The sequence below is a fragment of the Pseudomonas defluvii genome (genome assembly GCF_001695625.1).
In the GTDB taxonomy this organism is placed as follows: domain Bacteria; phylum Pseudomonadota; class Gammaproteobacteria; order Pseudomonadales; family Pseudomonadaceae; genus Aquipseudomonas; species Aquipseudomonas defluvii.
Genome location: NZ_MBPN01000025.1, coordinates 41,868 through 56,195 on the forward strand (window position 1 = coordinate 41,868; position 14,328 = coordinate 56,195).

Here is a 14,328-nt window from a genome sequence, read left to right on the forward strand (position 1 = left end):
GCGCTTAAAAGTTCACGCCGAAACTGAGGGCGATGAAGTCGCGGTCGTCCACCGTGGTGTACTTGCCATCAAAGAAGTTGGTGTACGACAGGCTGGTGGTGTAGGTGTTCTGGTACTCGGCATCCAGGCCCAGGCTGACGGCTTTACGGCCTTCCTCGAAGTTGCCGCCAGGGCCTGGGGAGTAGCCGGAAACGTCATGGGACCAGGCGATGTTCGGCTTGAGGTTGACCCCGGCAAAGACGTCGTTGTAATCCCAGATGGCCCGTGCGCGGTAACCCCAGGAGGTGCTGGTGGTGAAACCGTCATCTTCGCAATTGCGGCTGAGGTTGGCGGTTGAAGCACCTGGGCCCGCACCGTTGATTGTGCCGGTGTTGAGAATTGCCGAGCAGGTATTCAACCCTCCGGTAGCTGGCAGTGGGCCAGGGCCGTAGACCGGGTCACGGCCATAACGGAGTTTGCTGGAGTCCTCCAGGCCACCCACATGGGTAACACCCAACTCACCGACAACAGTCAGGCGGCTGGCCCCCATGACCTGATCGAAGAAATGGGTCAGGGTGGTCTGGAACTGGGTGACTTCCTTGCGACGGTAGCCGTGCTGGTCCTCGCCCGGCACGCCGGTCAGCAGGGAGGCGTTGGTGTATCGGCCACCCAGTGGAACCACAGCGGAGTACAGGATATCGGTGGTATTGAGTTGCACCGGAGCGTTTGGCCGGTAGCTGATTTCACCACTCCAGGCCGTGCCAGTAGGCAAGGTGGTCGAGAAGCTCAGCCCGTATAGACGAATGTCCTCGGGGTACTCGACAAAATAACTGGAATTGCCCGCGACAATCAGCGGCGCCAGCGGGTTACCAGCAACCCCCGTATACACAGCCGGGTCTGCGCCGGTAGCGCTGAAAATTGGCGCGCGGCTGTGGTAGTTCATGAAGTACGCGCCGAATTCGGTATCCAGCGGTTCGAACATGTAGCGGAACGCCACCCCGAACTGACCGCTGTCACGCGCATCACGGTCGGCACTGCGGCGCACCAGAACACCTTCCTCGTTGATATCGACGCCGTTGGCAGCGAGAAACGGCAGGAACGCTCCTGGAACGCTACGGCTGCTGTTCAGCAGGCGCAGGTTGTTCGAGCAACCATCCGCGATGATGTCCGGCTGCGAGAAGAAGGTGCCGCAGTTGTCCACTACGGTCTGGTCCCACTCGATCTGGTAGAACGCTTCGGCAGACAGGTTGTCGGTCAGGCTCTGGGAAACATAGAACATGTTGACCGGGATCAGGCCCTCCTTCACCTCGGCGCCTGGCCGACGGAAAGCCGCCACATCAATCGGGTTGATCGAGTTGATGCCGTTACCGATAAAAGTACTCTCTCCCCAGCTCACCACCTGCTTGCCCAGGCGTACCGAACCGGGTTGATCGGCGATGGAATAGTTGTGGTACACGAAGGCATCAAGAATCTGCCCGCCAGAAGACTGTGCGCCTTCCTTGCGGTTGGAGTCGCTGATGTCCTTGAACTCGCGGTGTTCATCCTTGAGCTCGAAGTCGTACCAGTACTTGCCGCGCACGAATACGCCGGTATCGCCGTACTTCAACTCCAGGTCATGGATGCCCTTGAAGATCTTCGAGAAGGTCTCACCGCGCTTGAAGTTCAGGTGGCCATCGTCAGAAGTCTGCGAAAGCCCCTTGCCGCCGTTGTTGACGCCGATCAGGTTCTCGTTCGGCTTGGCTGTCGACCAGCTAGCCCCAACGGACAGCGACGAATCGAACTGGCCTTCGATTTCACCGATGTTGAAACTGACGCCGAATGCTGGGCCAGCGAGCGTAGAAGCGAGGCTGACGGCCAAAGGCAGTTTTGCCCGACGCCAAAACAGATGTGCAGATGTCATCGACGCTACTCCATGTTCTTTATTGTTATGGCAGTGAGTCCTTCTAAAAACGGCGCAATGGAATGCATGCTCAATTGCACGTCCCCCCGTTTCTAAAAATCCCCTGGGCCGACTATAGCCAGCAGGTACCAGGGCTTGATCCCTCTAAAGTGTGATTTGCTGTGTACAAGCAGGCAGGCATGGCCCTAATGGGCATGCCCCTGCCTGAGCGGCGCCAAGCATGGCTGAAAATTACCTTTTTACAAGTCGCGAGGTGTCTGGCTCGGGGTTCGCACCGCGACCGGCGCGAACCCCGGGGGCTCAGAGCGTGGAAAGAAAGGTGCTGTTACTGGCCTGCCATTGCATGACATCGAGGCGGATACGCTTCTTGTCGAGCTTGCCAACACTGGTCTTGGGAATTTCGGTAACAAGGGCGATCTGAGTGGGGATAGCCCACTTGTTGATATGGCCCAATTCCACGAACGGTTTCAGGTGCTCCTTGAGGCCCCTGGCGTCAATGCTGTGCCCCTCGCGCACCACCAACAATGCGAACGGCCGCTCCCCCCACTGCGGATCGGCGATACCGACCACCGCGACCTCACGCACCGCAGAATGACGGCTGATCAGGTCCTCGAGCTCCAGGGACGACACCCACTCGCCGCCGGTCTTGATCACATCCTTGATCCGGTCGCGAATGTCGATCACGCCCATGCTGTCCAGCGTGGCCACGTCGCCGGTATGCAACCAGCCGCCGTGCCAGAGCTCGGCGCCCTTCTGCTCCTCACGGAAATACCCCATGGTCAGCCAAGGGGCTCGCAGCACCAACTCGCCCTGGGACTCACCGTCAGCAGGCAGGAAGTTGCCGTCACTGTCGATGATCGCCGCCTCTACCAGGGGTACCGGTACACCGGCCTTGATCCGGTAAGTGATGCGCTCATCCTCGTTGCCCGCGAGCAACTCATCGTTCAAGTGAGCGCAGGAAACCAGCGGGCAGGTTTCCGACATGCCATAAGCCGCCGTGAGCTGGATACCGCGGGCCTTGGCCGCCTCATATAGCGCACGGTTCAGGGCGCTGCCGCCGATGATGATCTTCCAGCCGGCAAAGTCCTCGGCCTGCGCGCCCTTGGCGTTGAGCAGCATCTGCAGGATGGTCGGCACGCAATGGGAGAACGTGACCTTTTCCTTGCGCCACAGTTCCACCAGCAGCTCCGGGTCGTAACGCCCAGGGTAGACCTGCTTGATGCCGAGCATGGTCGCCACATAAGGGATACCCCAGGCATGCACGTGAAACATCGGGGTGATCGGCATGTACACATCGTTGCTGCCGAGCAGGCGGACGCTGTCGATGCTGCCGGTCACAGCCGCTGCACCCAAGGTGTGCAGCACCAGTTGCCGGTGCGTGAAGTACACCCCTTTCGGGTTGCCGGTCGTGCCGGTGGTATAGAACGTCGTTGCCACCGAGTTTTCATCGAAATCCGGGAAGTCGTAACGCGGGCTGGCCGCAGCCAGCAGCTGTTCGTACTCACCGATCAGGTTTGGCAACTCGGCGGTTTTTGACTCGCCATCGGTCAACAGCAGCGTCTTTTCAACGGTGGTCAGGTGACCGGCAATAGCCTGATAAAGGCCGACAAAATCACTGTTGACCAGCACGAAACGGTCTTCGGCGTGATTCATCGTGTAGAGAATCTGTTCCGGCGACAGGCGCACATTGATGGTGTGCACCACCGCACCAATCATCGGAATGGCAAACATGCACTCCAGGTAACGGTGGCTGTCCCAGTCCATCACCGCCACCGTGTCGCCCGCCTTGACCCCAGCCTCGGTCAATACGTTGGCCAACCTTGCAATACGCTCATTCAGGGTGAGGTAGCTGTAGCGCAGCTGGTCGCGGTAAACGATCTCGCGGGTTTTCTCGTAGCGGCCGCCAGACATCAGCAAGCGCTTGATCAGCAACGGGTACTCATAAGCGCCCTCGGCAGGGGCAATGACGCGAGTCTGCAACATGAAGTGTCCCTTTTCTGAAGTGCATGGTCTGGGTCAAAACAGACCTTCACTTTAGAACGCCGCTGCGCCGTCCAAATCAGCCAAAGGAATGATTTGAACGACGCCGGGATCAGCGGCCTACTGGAAACGGCATCGATCAATGCATCTCGGTAAACGCGATCTTGATACCCAGCGCCACCAGTACAGCTCCCATGGCACGGTCGAACCAGTGACCCATGCGGGCAAAACCGGCACGCACCCGCTGTTGGCTGAACAACATCGCCACCAGGCAGAACCACAGGCCAGTGGCCAGTGCCAGGTACACACCATAACCTGCCTGTACCAGCAGGGGGGTATGCGGGTTGATGACGACCGTGAACAGCGACAGGAAGAACAAGGTGGCTTTCGGGTTCAGGCCGTTGGTCATGAAACCGGCGACAAAGGCACCGCGCGGGGTGCGCTCTACCGTTGCAGCCTGCACCTCATCGCTACCAGGCTTGGCGGGGCTGGCACGCAAGGCCTTGAAGCCGATGTACAAGAGGTACGCCGCCGCCAGCCACTTCAGCGCATTGAACAGCATGATCGACTGCGACACGATCAGCCCGATGCCCAGCAGCGAATAGCCCACATGCAGGAAGATCGCTGTTCCCACGCCAAATGCAGTCCAGGTACCCGCACGTCGACCATGGGTCACGCTTTCACGAACCACGACTGCGAAGTCCGGGCCGGGGCTGGCGACTGCCAGCAAGTGAATCAGGGCAACGGTGAGAAACTCAGCCCAATACATGGGGACTCCTTGTCACGGATTTAAGTAAGGTGCCTACCTTAGACCAGTCGATACCTCGAGCAACAGACACAGTTACCAACGATTTTTTGCTTGACTCTACCGTTAGGGGCAGACTCTACCCTCATCGACTTCATCCTGTCGTTGGAGTCACCATGAGCAAACGTATTCTGGTCGTTCTTGGCCACCCCTCATCCGACAGCTTTTGTGCCGCGCTGACCGACACCTATGTCAAAGCCGCCACCGAAGCAGGCCACGAGGTTCGCCTGCTGAACCTCCCGGCACTGGATTTCGATCCGGTCCTGCATGAGGGTTACAAGGAGATCCAGGCACTTGAGCCCGACCTGTTGGAGGCACAGAAGCAGATTCTCTGGGCGGATCACCTGACCTTCGTTTACCCGATCTGGTGGGGCGGCATTCCAGCCTTGCTCAAGGGCTTCTTCGACCGGGTCTTCCTGCCCGGGTTCGCCTTCAAATACCGCAGCGACTCCGCTTTTCCGGACAAGCTGCTCAAGGGACGAACGGCCCATCTGCTGGTGACGATGGACACGCCACCGTGGTATTACCGCTGGATCTACCGCATGCCCGGCCTGCACCAGATACGCAAGACCACGTTGGCGTTCTGCGGCATCAAGCCGACCCGTACCCTGACGTTCGGGCCGATGCTTGGCTCGACACCGGCACAGCGCGAAACCTGGCTGGCCCAGACCAGAACCCTCGCCGGTCGCTAAGGCCTGCACGGCTGCGCCGGGGAGTTGGCATGTGCGTTGCCACTTTTCAAGGAACGAAGGGACTATCGATGTACATCGGCAAAGCAGCCCAGCTTTCAGGCACCACCGTCAAATGCATCCGCCACTATGAAAAGATCGGTTTGCTGCCCGAGCCCGTGCGCGAAGGCAAGTACCGGATCTACAACCAGCAGAGTGTCGAACTGCTGTCGTTCATCAAATGCGCTCAGCAACTGGGCTTCAAGCTCAAGGAAATGCAGGCGATTTTCCAGGATTACCGTGGCGATAAAATTCCCTGGGACCTGGCCCAGCAGGCAATCGCCGACAAAAAGCACGAATTGCGCGCCCAGATCGACACGCTGCAAAGCCTGCATGATGGCCTGGTCGAATTTGAAGCCAGCGTTCAGGACGCCCGTGCGCAATGCAGCTTCGAGCTGAGCCGCCTGGAAGAGGCGCGACCCGCGATGAGCTGAAATACGAAAGCCCTACGTTTCCTGGGCGGCTGGGGAGCGCTAAGATCCTCAAGTAGCCACACTGCCCGTGTTTCCAAACCTCCTTGCCGACCTGGAATCCTTCCTCGATGAATACCCCTCACCGCGCTGTTTTCCTCGACCACAGCTCCCTCGATCTGGGCGACCTTGACCTCGGTACGCTGCGTGAAGGTTTCGCCGAGTTGCAGCTGTATCCTTCCAGCACAGCGGACCAGGTTGTTGAACGCCTGCGAGGAGCCACAGTGGCCATCAGCAACAAAGTCGTGCTGGATGCCGCCACACTGGCCGCCTGCCCGGACTTGAAGCTGATCCTGGTAGCCGCCACCGGCACCAATAATGTCGACCTGAATGCCGCCCGGGCCCAAGGCATTGTCGTCAGCAACTGCCAGGGCTATGGCACGCCCTCGGTGGCCCAGCACACGCTGGCCCTGTTGCTGGCCCTGGCCACACGCCTGACGGACTACCAGCAGGCTGTCGCCGCGGGTCGCTGGGCGCAGGCGAAACAGTTCTGCCTGCTGGATTTCCCGATTGTCGAACTGGAAGGCAAGACACTGGGCATGCTCGGGCATGGCGAATTGGGTGGAGCGGTGGCGCGCCTGGCCGAAGCCTTCGGTATGCGCGTGCTGTTTGGCCAACTGCCAGGACGCCCACCCCGTGAAGACCGCCTGCCGCTGGATGAACTGTTGCCACAGGTGCATGCTCTGACTCTGCACTGCCCACTCACTGACAACACCCGCAACCTGATCGGCGCCCGTGAACTGGCCTTGCTCAGGCCCGGTGCATTCGTGGTCAACACGGCCCGTGGCGGGCTGATCGACGAACAGGCGCTGGCCGATGCATTGCGCTCGGGTCATCTCGGTGGTGCTGCGACGGATGTGTTGAGCGTCGAGCCCCCCGTTAACGGCAACCCATTGCTGGCCACCGATGTCCCGCGCCTGATCGTCACGCCACACAGCGCCTGGGGTGCTCGCGAGGCGCGGCAGCGCATCGTCGAGCAGTTGCACGAAAACGCCCAGGCGTTTTTTGCCGGCCAGCCACGCCGGGTTGTCAGCTGACACCCAGGCTTCTGGTAAACTCCGTCCCTTTTTTAAGGAGCCGCCGTCCATGGACCCGCGCAGTGAAGTGTTGCTTCGACAGGCCGACTTGTTTCAGGGTTCGCTGTTGCTGGCCGGCTTGCCCGCCGACGACCTGCTCGGCCAACTGCCTGCGGCCCACGGCTGGAGCTGGCATGCTGGCGATCAGGCTGCGCTGCAGGCGCGCTTCAGCGGCCGCAGCCATTTTGGAGTAGAGGTCACGCCCCAGCCATTCGAGGCGGCGGTGCTGTTTCTGCCCAAGTCCCGTGAATTGGCCAGTTACCTGCTCAACGCGCTGGCCTCACGCCTGGCGGGCCGCGAGTTGTACCTGGTGGGGGAAAAACGCGGCGGCATCGAGGGCGCGGCCAAGCAACTGCAGGCCTTCGGCAAACCGCGCAAACTCGACAGTGCTCGCCATTGCCAACTGTGGCAGGTGACCGTCGATAACGTGCCTGAAGCGCCAAACCTGCACAGCCTGGCTCAACGTTTCGAATTGCCGCTGGCCGAAGGCCCATTGACCGTGGTCAGCCTGCCGGGCGTGTTCAGCCATGGCCGGCTCGACCACGGCAGCGCACTGCTGCTCGAACACCTGGAGCAGCTACCGATCGGCCATGTGCTGGACTTCGGTTGCGGTGCCGGCGTGCTCGGCGCAGTAGTCAAACGCCGTTATCCACAGAGCCAGGTGACCCTGCTCGACGTGGATGCCTTCGCCGTCGAGAGCAGCCGCCTGACCCTGGCCGCCAACGGCCTGGAAGGTGAGGTCATCTGTGGTGACGGTATCGACGCCGCCCCCGACAATCTGGACCTGATCCTGAGCAATCCGCCGTTCCATACCGGGGTGCACACTCACTACCAGACATCGGAGAACCTGCTGCAAAAATCAGCCAAACACCTGAAAAAAGGTGGAGAACTGCGCTTGGTCGCCAACAACTTCCTGCGCTATCAACCGCTGATCGAGGCTGCGCTGGGTAACTGCCAGCTGCGCATCGAAGCGCAGGGCTTTCGGATCTACCAGGCAACCCGCAGTTAAAACAGCACTTGCCGAATCGGCTTGGCCTAGGCAGAATCCGCTCCGTCCTAGGGGAGTAGTCTCCCGCGAGCGCCCTGCTCGCCCGGTACGCGTCAACATACTTGGTCCACAGACCATGGCGCGTGCGACCCACGGCCCGCAAAGCGAGCCCAGGGTTTGACAAGACCTATGACACGCACACCTTACCCGGGGCGGGGAGGTCGTACGTGTCATAGCCGTGTCGACCCGCCCCCGTAGGAATCCTGATGCTGGAATCATTGCTAGTCCCAACCGCAATCGTCGCGCTCGCCGAAATTGGCGACAAGACCCAACTGCTCGCGCTCATCCTTGCGGCTCGCTTCCGCAAACCCTGGCCAATCATTGCCGGTATCATCGCCGCAACCCTGGCCAACCACGCCGCTGCGGGTGCGGTGGGTGCATGGGTCAGCAGTTTCTTCTCCGCCGTGACCTTGCACTGGATCCTCGCCGCCTGCTTTGCCGCCACTGCCCTGTGGACCCTGGTTCCAGACAAGATGGACGATGACGAAGGCAGCACGGCACGACGCTTCGGCCCGTTCCTGACCACGCTGATTGCATTCTTCATTGCCGAGATCGGTGACAAGACCCAAGTGGCCACAGTGATGCTGGCCGCCCAGTACCCTCACCTGATCCTGGTCATTCTAGGGACGACCCTGGGGATGCTGATTGCCAACGTGCCCGTGGTACTGGCAGGCAACTTTGCGGCCGAAAAACTGCCACTGACGCTGATCCGTCGCCTGGCAGCCGCAGCCTTCTTCGTGCTGGCCGCAGTAGCGGTGTACTCGGCGATGCAAGTCAGCGGCTGGATAAGCTGACACAAGCGCCTGTTATCGAGGATGGAGCCGCGCCTCAATCAGGAGGCGCGGTTTTCATTGCTTGCAAGGGGTATGGCGTTATCGCTTGGCTTGCTGGTACAGCGGCATCACTTTCGGGATGGCCGCTTGCAGCGCAGCAATCCGGCTGCTGGAGGCCGGGTGAGTACTCATGAACTCAGGCTGCGATGCGCCACCCGACGCCTGGTTCATCTTGTTCCACAAGGTGATCGCGGCATTCGGGTTGTAACCGGCTCGCGCGGCCAGCTCCAGGCCAATCAGGTCAGCTTCGTTTTCATTGTCGCGGCTATTGGGCAGTGTCAGGCTGTACTGCACCACGGTATCGGCCAGCGCCATGCTGTCCTGGCCCAGGCCGAGCAATGCGCCGGCACCTTGTTTGGCCATTTCAATGCCATACGCCTTGGACATGGCTTCACGTCCATGTTCACGCAGGGCGTGAGCGATTTCATGGCCCATGACCGCAGCAATTTCATCGTCGCTGAGTTTCAGCTTGTCGATCAGGCCGCTGTAGAAAATGATCTTGCCGCCAGGCCCGCAGTTGGCGTTGAGCTCGTCACTCTGGATCAGGTTGACTTCCCACTTCCACTGCGCAGCATCGGGACGGAACTGTGGTGCCTGGGCAATCAGGCGATCAGCGATGGCCTGAACGCGGCGCGCATTGCTGCTGGTCTTGTCGAGCACGCCTTGGCTCGACGCTTCGCCGAGCGTTTGCTGGTAAGACTGGGCGTACATCTGATTGACTTCATCGGTCGAGAGCATGCTGAACATGTACTGCTTGCGCTCGACACCGACCGCTCCGCCGCTGGTGGTATTGATTGCCTGGCAACCACTGAGCAGGACGCTGGCACTCAAGGCACCCATTACAAATAACTTACGCATGAAAACACTCCATTCAAACACGCTGCGTATCCTAGGCCGACTAGGATAACTACGCTATTGCCGTTCGCGAACATTTCGCGAACGGCACTCATGCTTTTCACACTTCGGGCCGATAACGCTGTGCAGACGCCATTACGTGTGCTCGGAGCCCCTGATGAAGTTCAAGTCGATCCAGTTTTCCGTGGCAGCCCTTGCTGGCGCCATCGTGTTGAGCATCGTTGCCGCACTGGTGCTGTACGCCGTGTTTTCCGGCGCACGGACTCAGACGCTGGTACAAAGCCGCACCCAGCAGCAGTTCGAAACCGTCATTGAGCAACGCCTGACGGCGCTGGCGAGCACCCAGGTCAGCCAGATTCAGCGCGGCCTCGAAGCGCCGCTGCTGATCGCCCGCAGCCTGGCGACCAGCAACGCCATGCTGGGCATGAAGGACGCTACGGGTAAGCCTCTGCTGAACATCGAGCGTGAACAACTGATCGCCATGGTCAAGCAGACCGTAGCAAGCAACCCACTGATCCTCGGTAGCTATCTCGGCTGGGAGCCCAACGCGCTGGACCACGACGATGCGCGCTTCGTCGGCACCTCGATCATCGGCATCGACAGCGCCACCGGACGCTTCCTGCCCTGGTGGTTCCGCAACGACGACGGTAGCCTGGGCGTGGATAAACTGGCCGATGTCGACGACCCGACACAACTAGCCACGGGCGTGCGCGCCAGCGAGTACTACCTGTGCTCGAAAGACTCGAAAAAGGCCTGTGTCATCGACCCGGCACCCTACAAGGTGGGTGACAAGGTGGTCATGCTTGCCTCGTTCATCGAGCCCATCATGGTAGACGGTCAGTTCCAGGGCATTGCGGGTGCCGACCTGTCGGTGAACTTCATTCAGGACATGCTCAAGGCCGCCGACAGCCAACTCTACAATGGCGCCGGTGAACTCGCGCTGGTGTCCAGCAACGGACGCCTGGTGGCCTACACCAAGGACGAAAGCAAGTTCGGCGAAAAAGCCAGCGATGTGCTTGGCGCCAATAAAGCTCAGGCATTGAATAGCCTGACCGGCGATAACCTGCGTTACGAGATTGACCGTAGCAACGGCCAGATCGAGCTGTTCTTGCCGTTTCGCATCGGCAATACCGACGCTCGCTGGACCCTGATGCTGCAATTGCCAATCAGCGCGGTGATGGCCGAGCTGGATAAGCTGCAGAGCGACTTGAGTGCACAACGAGCCACTGATATCACCGGAATGACCCTGGTCGGCCTGACTATCGCCGCACTCGGCCTGTTGGTGATCTGGCTGCTGGCCCACGGTATCGCACGACCCTTGCGGCAGATGGTGGCCATGCTCAACGACATCGCTCAGGGTGAAGGTGACCTGACCTGGCGACTGACCAGTGATCGCAGCGACGAACTCGGCGCCATTGCCAAAGGCTTCAACACCTTTCTGAGTAAACTGCAGGCAATGATCACTCAGGTGGTCAGCTCGGTACAGAAAGTCAGCGACTCCTCTGAACACACCGCCGATATCGCCATTCGCACCAACCAGGGTGTGCACAAGCAAATGGCCGAAATCGACCTGGTAGCCACGGCAGTACATGAAATGACCGCCACGGCGCAGGACGTGGCCCGTAACGCAACCCATGCAGCCCAAGCCGCCAGCAGCGCCGACCAGGCCGCCAACGAAGGCCTGCAGATCGTGCGCAGCACCTCCAACTCGATCAGCGCACTGGCCAATGAAATAGGCCGTGCGGTGGGGGTCGTGCAAAACCTGGCCCGCGATAGCGAGAACATCAACGCCATTCTGGTGGCGATCCGCGCCATCGCCGAGCAGACCAACCTGCTGGCCCTGAACGCAGCCATCGAAGCCGCCCGTGCAGGTGAGCAAGGTCGCGGCTTTGCGGTGGTCGCCGACGAAGTACGCAACCTGGCACAGAAAACCCAGAAGGCCACCGAAGAAATCCAGCAGATGATTCAGCAGTTGCAGCAAGGCACCCGCGATGTCGTCAAGGTCATGGAAGACAGCCAGGGCAAGACCGACGACAGCGTGCAACAGGCAGCCAAGGCAGCCGAAGCGCTGGAGAGCATCACCCAGGCCGTTTCGGTGATCAACGACATGAACAACCAGATCGCCAGCGCGGCGGAAGAACAAAGTGCGGTGGCCGAAGACATCAACCGCAACGTAATCAACATCGGCCAGGTGGCCAACGAGGTCGCCGGTGGTGCGGACGAGTCCAGCAACGCCAGCGCCGAACTGACCAAACTGGCTGAACAGCAGCGGCGGCTGATCAACCAGTTCAAGGTCTGAGCCTCAGACGACCAGGCACCTGCGCAGAGGGCCTGTGCTGCTTTAGCGCCGGCCTTACGCCGGCGTCAGGCACTCCGGTGCATTGAGCTTGGGGTCATTGACCAGGTTCGCCAGCACCCGTTCACGCAGTGCCGCGGCAGGGCTGGCCAGCAGGCTATGCAGCTCGGCCAGCGGCGTTTCGGGGTTCAGCCAGGCAGCCTGGCCAGCCTCGTCCAGAATGAGCGGCCGACGCTGGCTCATCGCAGCCTGGGTTACCACTGCCGTGCTCAACCACACCTGCTCCTGCACCGGATAGGCTTCCCAGACAGCCGCAAAGAATAGCGAAGCTCCTTCCCCCGGCGTCAACCAGTAAGGCCGCTTGCGCACTGAACCGCGCCATTCGTAAAAGCCGTTGGCCGGCATCAGACAACGGCGCAAACGGAAGGCGTCGCGGAACATTGGCTGCTCTGCCAGGGTTTCGGCGCGCGCATGAGCCGGTGTGCGCGACAGGTCGGTCAGCCAGGCCGGCGTCAGCCCCCAACGCGCCCTGGCAAGCTCCAGGTTACCGTCGACACGGCGCTGTATCAGCACCGACGCACCGGGCGAAATGTTCCACTGCGCCTGCTGGTCGGCGGGAAAGCCAGGCAAGGCGGCAAAGGCCGAAGACCAGCGAAACAGGGCGTAACGTCCACACATGAGGCAGGCAACCTAGCAAATCAGAATACCGGGGAGGCTCTCCGGTTCATCACCCGCGAGGGGTTGAGCAACATTGTACTCGGCGATCAGCCGACGTGCGCGCTCTGCCTGCTCGTCCGGCACCGTCAGCCCCAGCAACCCCTGCATGGGAAGCTCGCCGACACCGCCCAGCAGGTGGCGACCCGCAAGGTACACGTCGATACCTTCGCTGACCAACATGCCAAAGAGCAATTCAGCCTCAAGCAGATTCTCCGGCTCATAGATCCGTTGCATCACTCGTCCTCACGTTTTAGATCGAGCATCCACTCGCCATCGTGAACCTGCAGCATGAACACGATCGGTCGACAACATACGGGGCAGTCCTCGACATACTCCTGATCGCCGCCCGACAGATCGAGCACCGCTTCAAACTCCTCCCCGCAGTAGGGACAATCATGGAACTCAGTCTCCAGCATCGCGGCCTCCAGCGTGACTTGTGCGTATAATCACCGGTCTGTTTACAAGCCCTTTGCGTGTCTGAGCCGTTTTTTCAGACCCAGGCCTTACTATTACCCTAGCCGTTTCCAACAAGAGAGCATGATGGGCGAATTCGATGCCATCCGACCGTACAACGACGCTGAGGTCCCTGCCGTTCTGGCACGCCTGCTCAGCGACCCGGCTTTCCTCGATATCCTCACCCACTTTCGCTTCCCGCGCATGGCTGGCGCGTTCGGCTGGCTGCTCAAGCCCCTGATCGCCCGCCGCCTGCGCCATGAATTCGCCGGGGTTACCTGCGTATCAACCTTGCAGGACAAGGTCGAGTTCTACGTCGATCACACTATAGAACGGGCTACCGACGGCGTGACCTACACCGGCGTCGAGGGGCTCAAGTCCGGTACGGCCTACCTGTTTCTGGCCAATCACCGCGATATCGTGATGGACCCGGCCTTCGTCAACTACGCCGTGTACCATGCCGGCCTGCCAACCCCGCGCATCGCCATCGGTGACAACCTGCTGCAGAAGCCATTTGTCAGCGACATGATGCGCCTGAACAAGAGTTTCATCGTGCACCGTTCGTTGACCGGCCGCCGTGAGAAACTGGCGGCCTATCAACTGCTTTCGGCCTACATCAACCATTCGATCCGTACCGACGGCCAGTCGATCTGGATTGCCCAGGCCGAAGGCCGGGCGAAAGATGGCGATGATCGCACCGATTCGGCGATCCTCAAGATGTTCCACATGAGCCGCAAGGACGAGCCATTCGGTGAGGTGATTCGCTCGCTGAACCTGAGCCCGGTGTCGATCAGCTACGAATACGACCCCTGCGACCTGGCCAAGGCCCGCGAGCTTTACATTCGCGCCACCACCGGCAGCTACACCAAGGCACCAGGTGAAGATGACCTGAGCATTGCCCAGGGCATCACCGGCTACAAAGGCCGAGTGCACATCAACTTCGCCGCGCCGATCACCGAAGCTTACGAAGACACCAAGCAGTTGGCAGCGGCGATCGACCGGCAGATTCTCGGTGGTTATCGCCTGTTCCCGGCGCACTACCTGGCCTATGCCCAGTGGAGCGACGCCGACCCGAGCCTGCAGGTGCCAAAGGCCTCCGAGCTGTTCGCGGCAGATGAACTGGCCAAGGCGCAGGCCGAATGGCAGCGCCGACTGGACGCCTGCCCCGCCGAACATCGGCCGTATCTG

14 protein-coding genes, 1 pseudogene and 1 riboswitch are annotated in these 14,328 nt (G+C 60.5%); of the genes and pseudogenes, 8 read left to right on the forward strand and 7 right to left on the reverse strand.

Annotation, left to right across the window (positions count from 1 at the left end):
* Positions 1 to 4: 4 nt before the first annotated feature.
* The 3 genes from EKA13_RS09470 to EKA13_RS09480 form a co-directional block, all read right to left on the reverse strand.
* Positions 5 to 1,879, reverse strand: a complete 1,875-nt coding sequence (locus EKA13_RS09470; protein ID WP_065759141.1) for a DUF1302 domain-containing protein — start codon at positions 1,877 to 1,879, stop codon at positions 5 to 7.
* A 300-nt stretch (positions 1,880 to 2,179) separates the two neighbouring features.
* Positions 2,180 to 3,862 carry a fatty acid--CoA ligase gene (locus tag EKA13_RS09475; RefSeq protein WP_065759142.1) on the reverse strand — a complete coding sequence of 561 codons (1,683 nt, stop codon included), beginning with the start codon at positions 3,860 to 3,862 and terminating at the stop codon, positions 2,180 to 2,182.
* Positions 3,863 to 3,998: 136 nt separating this feature from the next.
* Entirely contained in the window at positions 3,999 to 4,628 is a 630-nt protein-coding gene (locus EKA13_RS09480; protein WP_065759143.1) for a LysE family translocator, read from the reverse strand.
* Between the two features lie 152 nt (positions 4,629 to 4,780).
* Between EKA13_RS09480 and EKA13_RS09485 the strand changes: the two genes are divergently transcribed.
* The 5 genes from EKA13_RS09485 to EKA13_RS09505 all read left to right on the forward strand — a co-directional run bounded on the left by EKA13_RS09485 (position 4,781) and on the right by EKA13_RS09505 (position 8,780).
* Entirely contained in the window at positions 4,781 to 5,356 is a 576-nt protein-coding gene (locus EKA13_RS09485) for an NAD(P)H-dependent oxidoreductase (protein ID WP_065759144.1), read from the forward strand.
* 68 nt (positions 5,357 to 5,424) lie between these two features.
* Positions 5,425 to 5,826, forward strand: coding sequence for a MerR family transcriptional regulator (locus tag EKA13_RS09490; RefSeq protein WP_065759145.1), 402 nt, complete (start codon positions 5,425 to 5,427; stop codon positions 5,824 to 5,826).
* 107 nt (positions 5,827 to 5,933) lie between these two features.
* Entirely contained in the window at positions 5,934 to 6,899 is a 966-nt protein-coding gene (locus tag EKA13_RS09495; protein ID WP_065759146.1) for a 2-hydroxyacid dehydrogenase, read from the forward strand.
* Between the two features lie 49 nt (positions 6,900 to 6,948).
* Positions 6,949 to 7,947, forward strand: a complete 999-nt coding sequence (locus tag EKA13_RS09500; RefSeq protein ID WP_065759147.1) for a methyltransferase — start codon at positions 6,949 to 6,951, stop codon at positions 7,945 to 7,947.
* A gap of 37 nt (positions 7,948 to 7,984) precedes the next feature.
* A riboswitch (yybP-ykoY riboswitch) is annotated at positions 7,985 to 8,105 on the forward strand.
* Between the two features lie 87 nt (positions 8,106 to 8,192).
* A complete protein-coding gene (locus EKA13_RS09505; protein WP_065759148.1) occupies positions 8,193 to 8,780 on the forward strand; it encodes a TMEM165/GDT1 family protein in 588 nt (195 codons plus the stop codon).
* 78 nt (positions 8,781 to 8,858) lie between these two features.
* Here the strand turns inward: EKA13_RS09505 and EKA13_RS09510 are convergent, their stop codons facing one another.
* Entirely contained in the window at positions 8,859 to 9,677 is an 819-nt protein-coding gene (locus EKA13_RS09510) for a M48 family metallopeptidase (protein ID WP_065759149.1), read from the reverse strand.
* 1,237 nt (positions 9,678 to 10,914) lie between these two features.
* Here EKA13_RS09510 and EKA13_RS28810 point away from each other — a divergent pair.
* Both EKA13_RS28810 and EKA13_RS28815 read left to right on the forward strand, forming a co-directional pair.
* Positions 10,915 to 11,118: pseudogene (locus EKA13_RS28810) on the forward strand (HAMP domain-containing protein); the annotation flags it as partial.
* Positions 11,119 to 11,229: 111 nt separating this feature from the next.
* A complete protein-coding gene (locus EKA13_RS28815; protein WP_425415169.1) occupies positions 11,230 to 11,973 on the forward strand; it encodes a methyl-accepting chemotaxis protein in 744 nt (247 codons plus the stop codon).
* Positions 11,974 to 12,027: 54 nt separating this feature from the next.
* Here EKA13_RS28815 and EKA13_RS09520 read toward each other — a convergent pair whose 3' ends face one another.
* Genes EKA13_RS09520 through EKA13_RS09530 form a run of 3 tightly spaced genes read right to left on the reverse strand, consistent with a single transcriptional unit; the run spans position 12,028 to position 13,103 of the window.
* Positions 12,028 to 12,648, reverse strand: coding sequence for an SOS response-associated peptidase (locus tag EKA13_RS09520; protein ID WP_065759151.1), 621 nt, complete (start codon positions 12,646 to 12,648; stop codon positions 12,028 to 12,030).
* 12 nt (positions 12,649 to 12,660) lie between these two features.
* Positions 12,661 to 12,921, reverse strand: a complete 261-nt coding sequence (locus EKA13_RS09525; protein WP_065759152.1) for a putative signal transducing protein — start codon at positions 12,919 to 12,921, stop codon at positions 12,661 to 12,663.
* Complete coding sequence (locus EKA13_RS09530) at positions 12,921 to 13,103, reverse strand: CPXCG motif-containing cysteine-rich protein (protein ID WP_065759153.1); 183 nt, start codon at positions 13,101 to 13,103, stop codon at positions 12,921 to 12,923. The genes EKA13_RS09525 and EKA13_RS09530 overlap by 1 nt, the downstream gene beginning before the upstream one ends.
* 121 nt (positions 13,104 to 13,224) lie before the next feature.
* Here EKA13_RS09530 and EKA13_RS09535 point away from each other — a divergent pair.
* Positions 13,225 to 14,328, forward strand: a 1,104-nt coding sequence (locus EKA13_RS09535; protein ID WP_176717414.1) for a 1-acyl-sn-glycerol-3-phosphate acyltransferase, incomplete at its 3' end; no start/stop codon positions are given.

Bases quoted from the DNA above. Each gene is read 5' to 3' on its own strand.
- EKA13_RS09485 (WP_065759144.1), top strand. From the start codon at position 4,781: ATGAGCAAACGTATTCTGGTCGTTCTTGGCCACCCCTCATCCGACAGC.
- EKA13_RS09480 (WP_065759143.1), bottom strand. From the start codon at position 4,628: ATGTATTGGGCTGAGTTTCTCACCGTTGCCCTGATTCACTTGCTGGCA.
- EKA13_RS09510 (WP_065759149.1), bottom strand. From the start codon at position 9,677: ATGCGTAAGTTATTTGTAATGGGTGCCTTGAGTGCCAGCGTCCTGCTC.
- EKA13_RS09520 (WP_065759151.1), bottom strand. From the start codon at position 12,648: ATGTGTGGACGTTACGCCCTGTTTCGCTGGTCTTCGGCCTTTGCCGCC.
- EKA13_RS09470 (WP_065759141.1), bottom strand. From the start codon at position 1,879: ATGACATCTGCACATCTGTTTTGGCGTCGGGCAAAACTGCCTTTGGCC.
- EKA13_RS09495 (WP_065759146.1), top strand. From the start codon at position 5,934: ATGAATACCCCTCACCGCGCTGTTTTCCTCGACCACAGCTCCCTCGAT.
- EKA13_RS09525 (WP_065759152.1), bottom strand. From the start codon at position 12,921: ATGCAACGGATCTATGAGCCGGAGAATCTGCTTGAGGCTGAATTGCTC.
- EKA13_RS09500 (WP_065759147.1), top strand. From the start codon at position 6,949: ATGGACCCGCGCAGTGAAGTGTTGCTTCGACAGGCCGACTTGTTTCAG.
- EKA13_RS09505 (WP_065759148.1), top strand. From the start codon at position 8,193: ATGCTGGAATCATTGCTAGTCCCAACCGCAATCGTCGCGCTCGCCGAA.
- EKA13_RS09475 (WP_065759142.1), bottom strand. From the start codon at position 3,862: ATGTTGCAGACTCGCGTCATTGCCCCTGCCGAGGGCGCTTATGAGTAC.
- EKA13_RS28815 (WP_425415169.1), top strand. From the start codon at position 11,230: ATGGCCGAAATCGACCTGGTAGCCACGGCAGTACATGAAATGACCGCC.
- EKA13_RS09530 (WP_065759153.1), bottom strand. From the start codon at position 13,103: ATGCTGGAGACTGAGTTCCATGATTGTCCCTACTGCGGGGAGGAGTTT.
- EKA13_RS09490 (WP_065759145.1), top strand. From the start codon at position 5,425: ATGTACATCGGCAAAGCAGCCCAGCTTTCAGGCACCACCGTCAAATGC.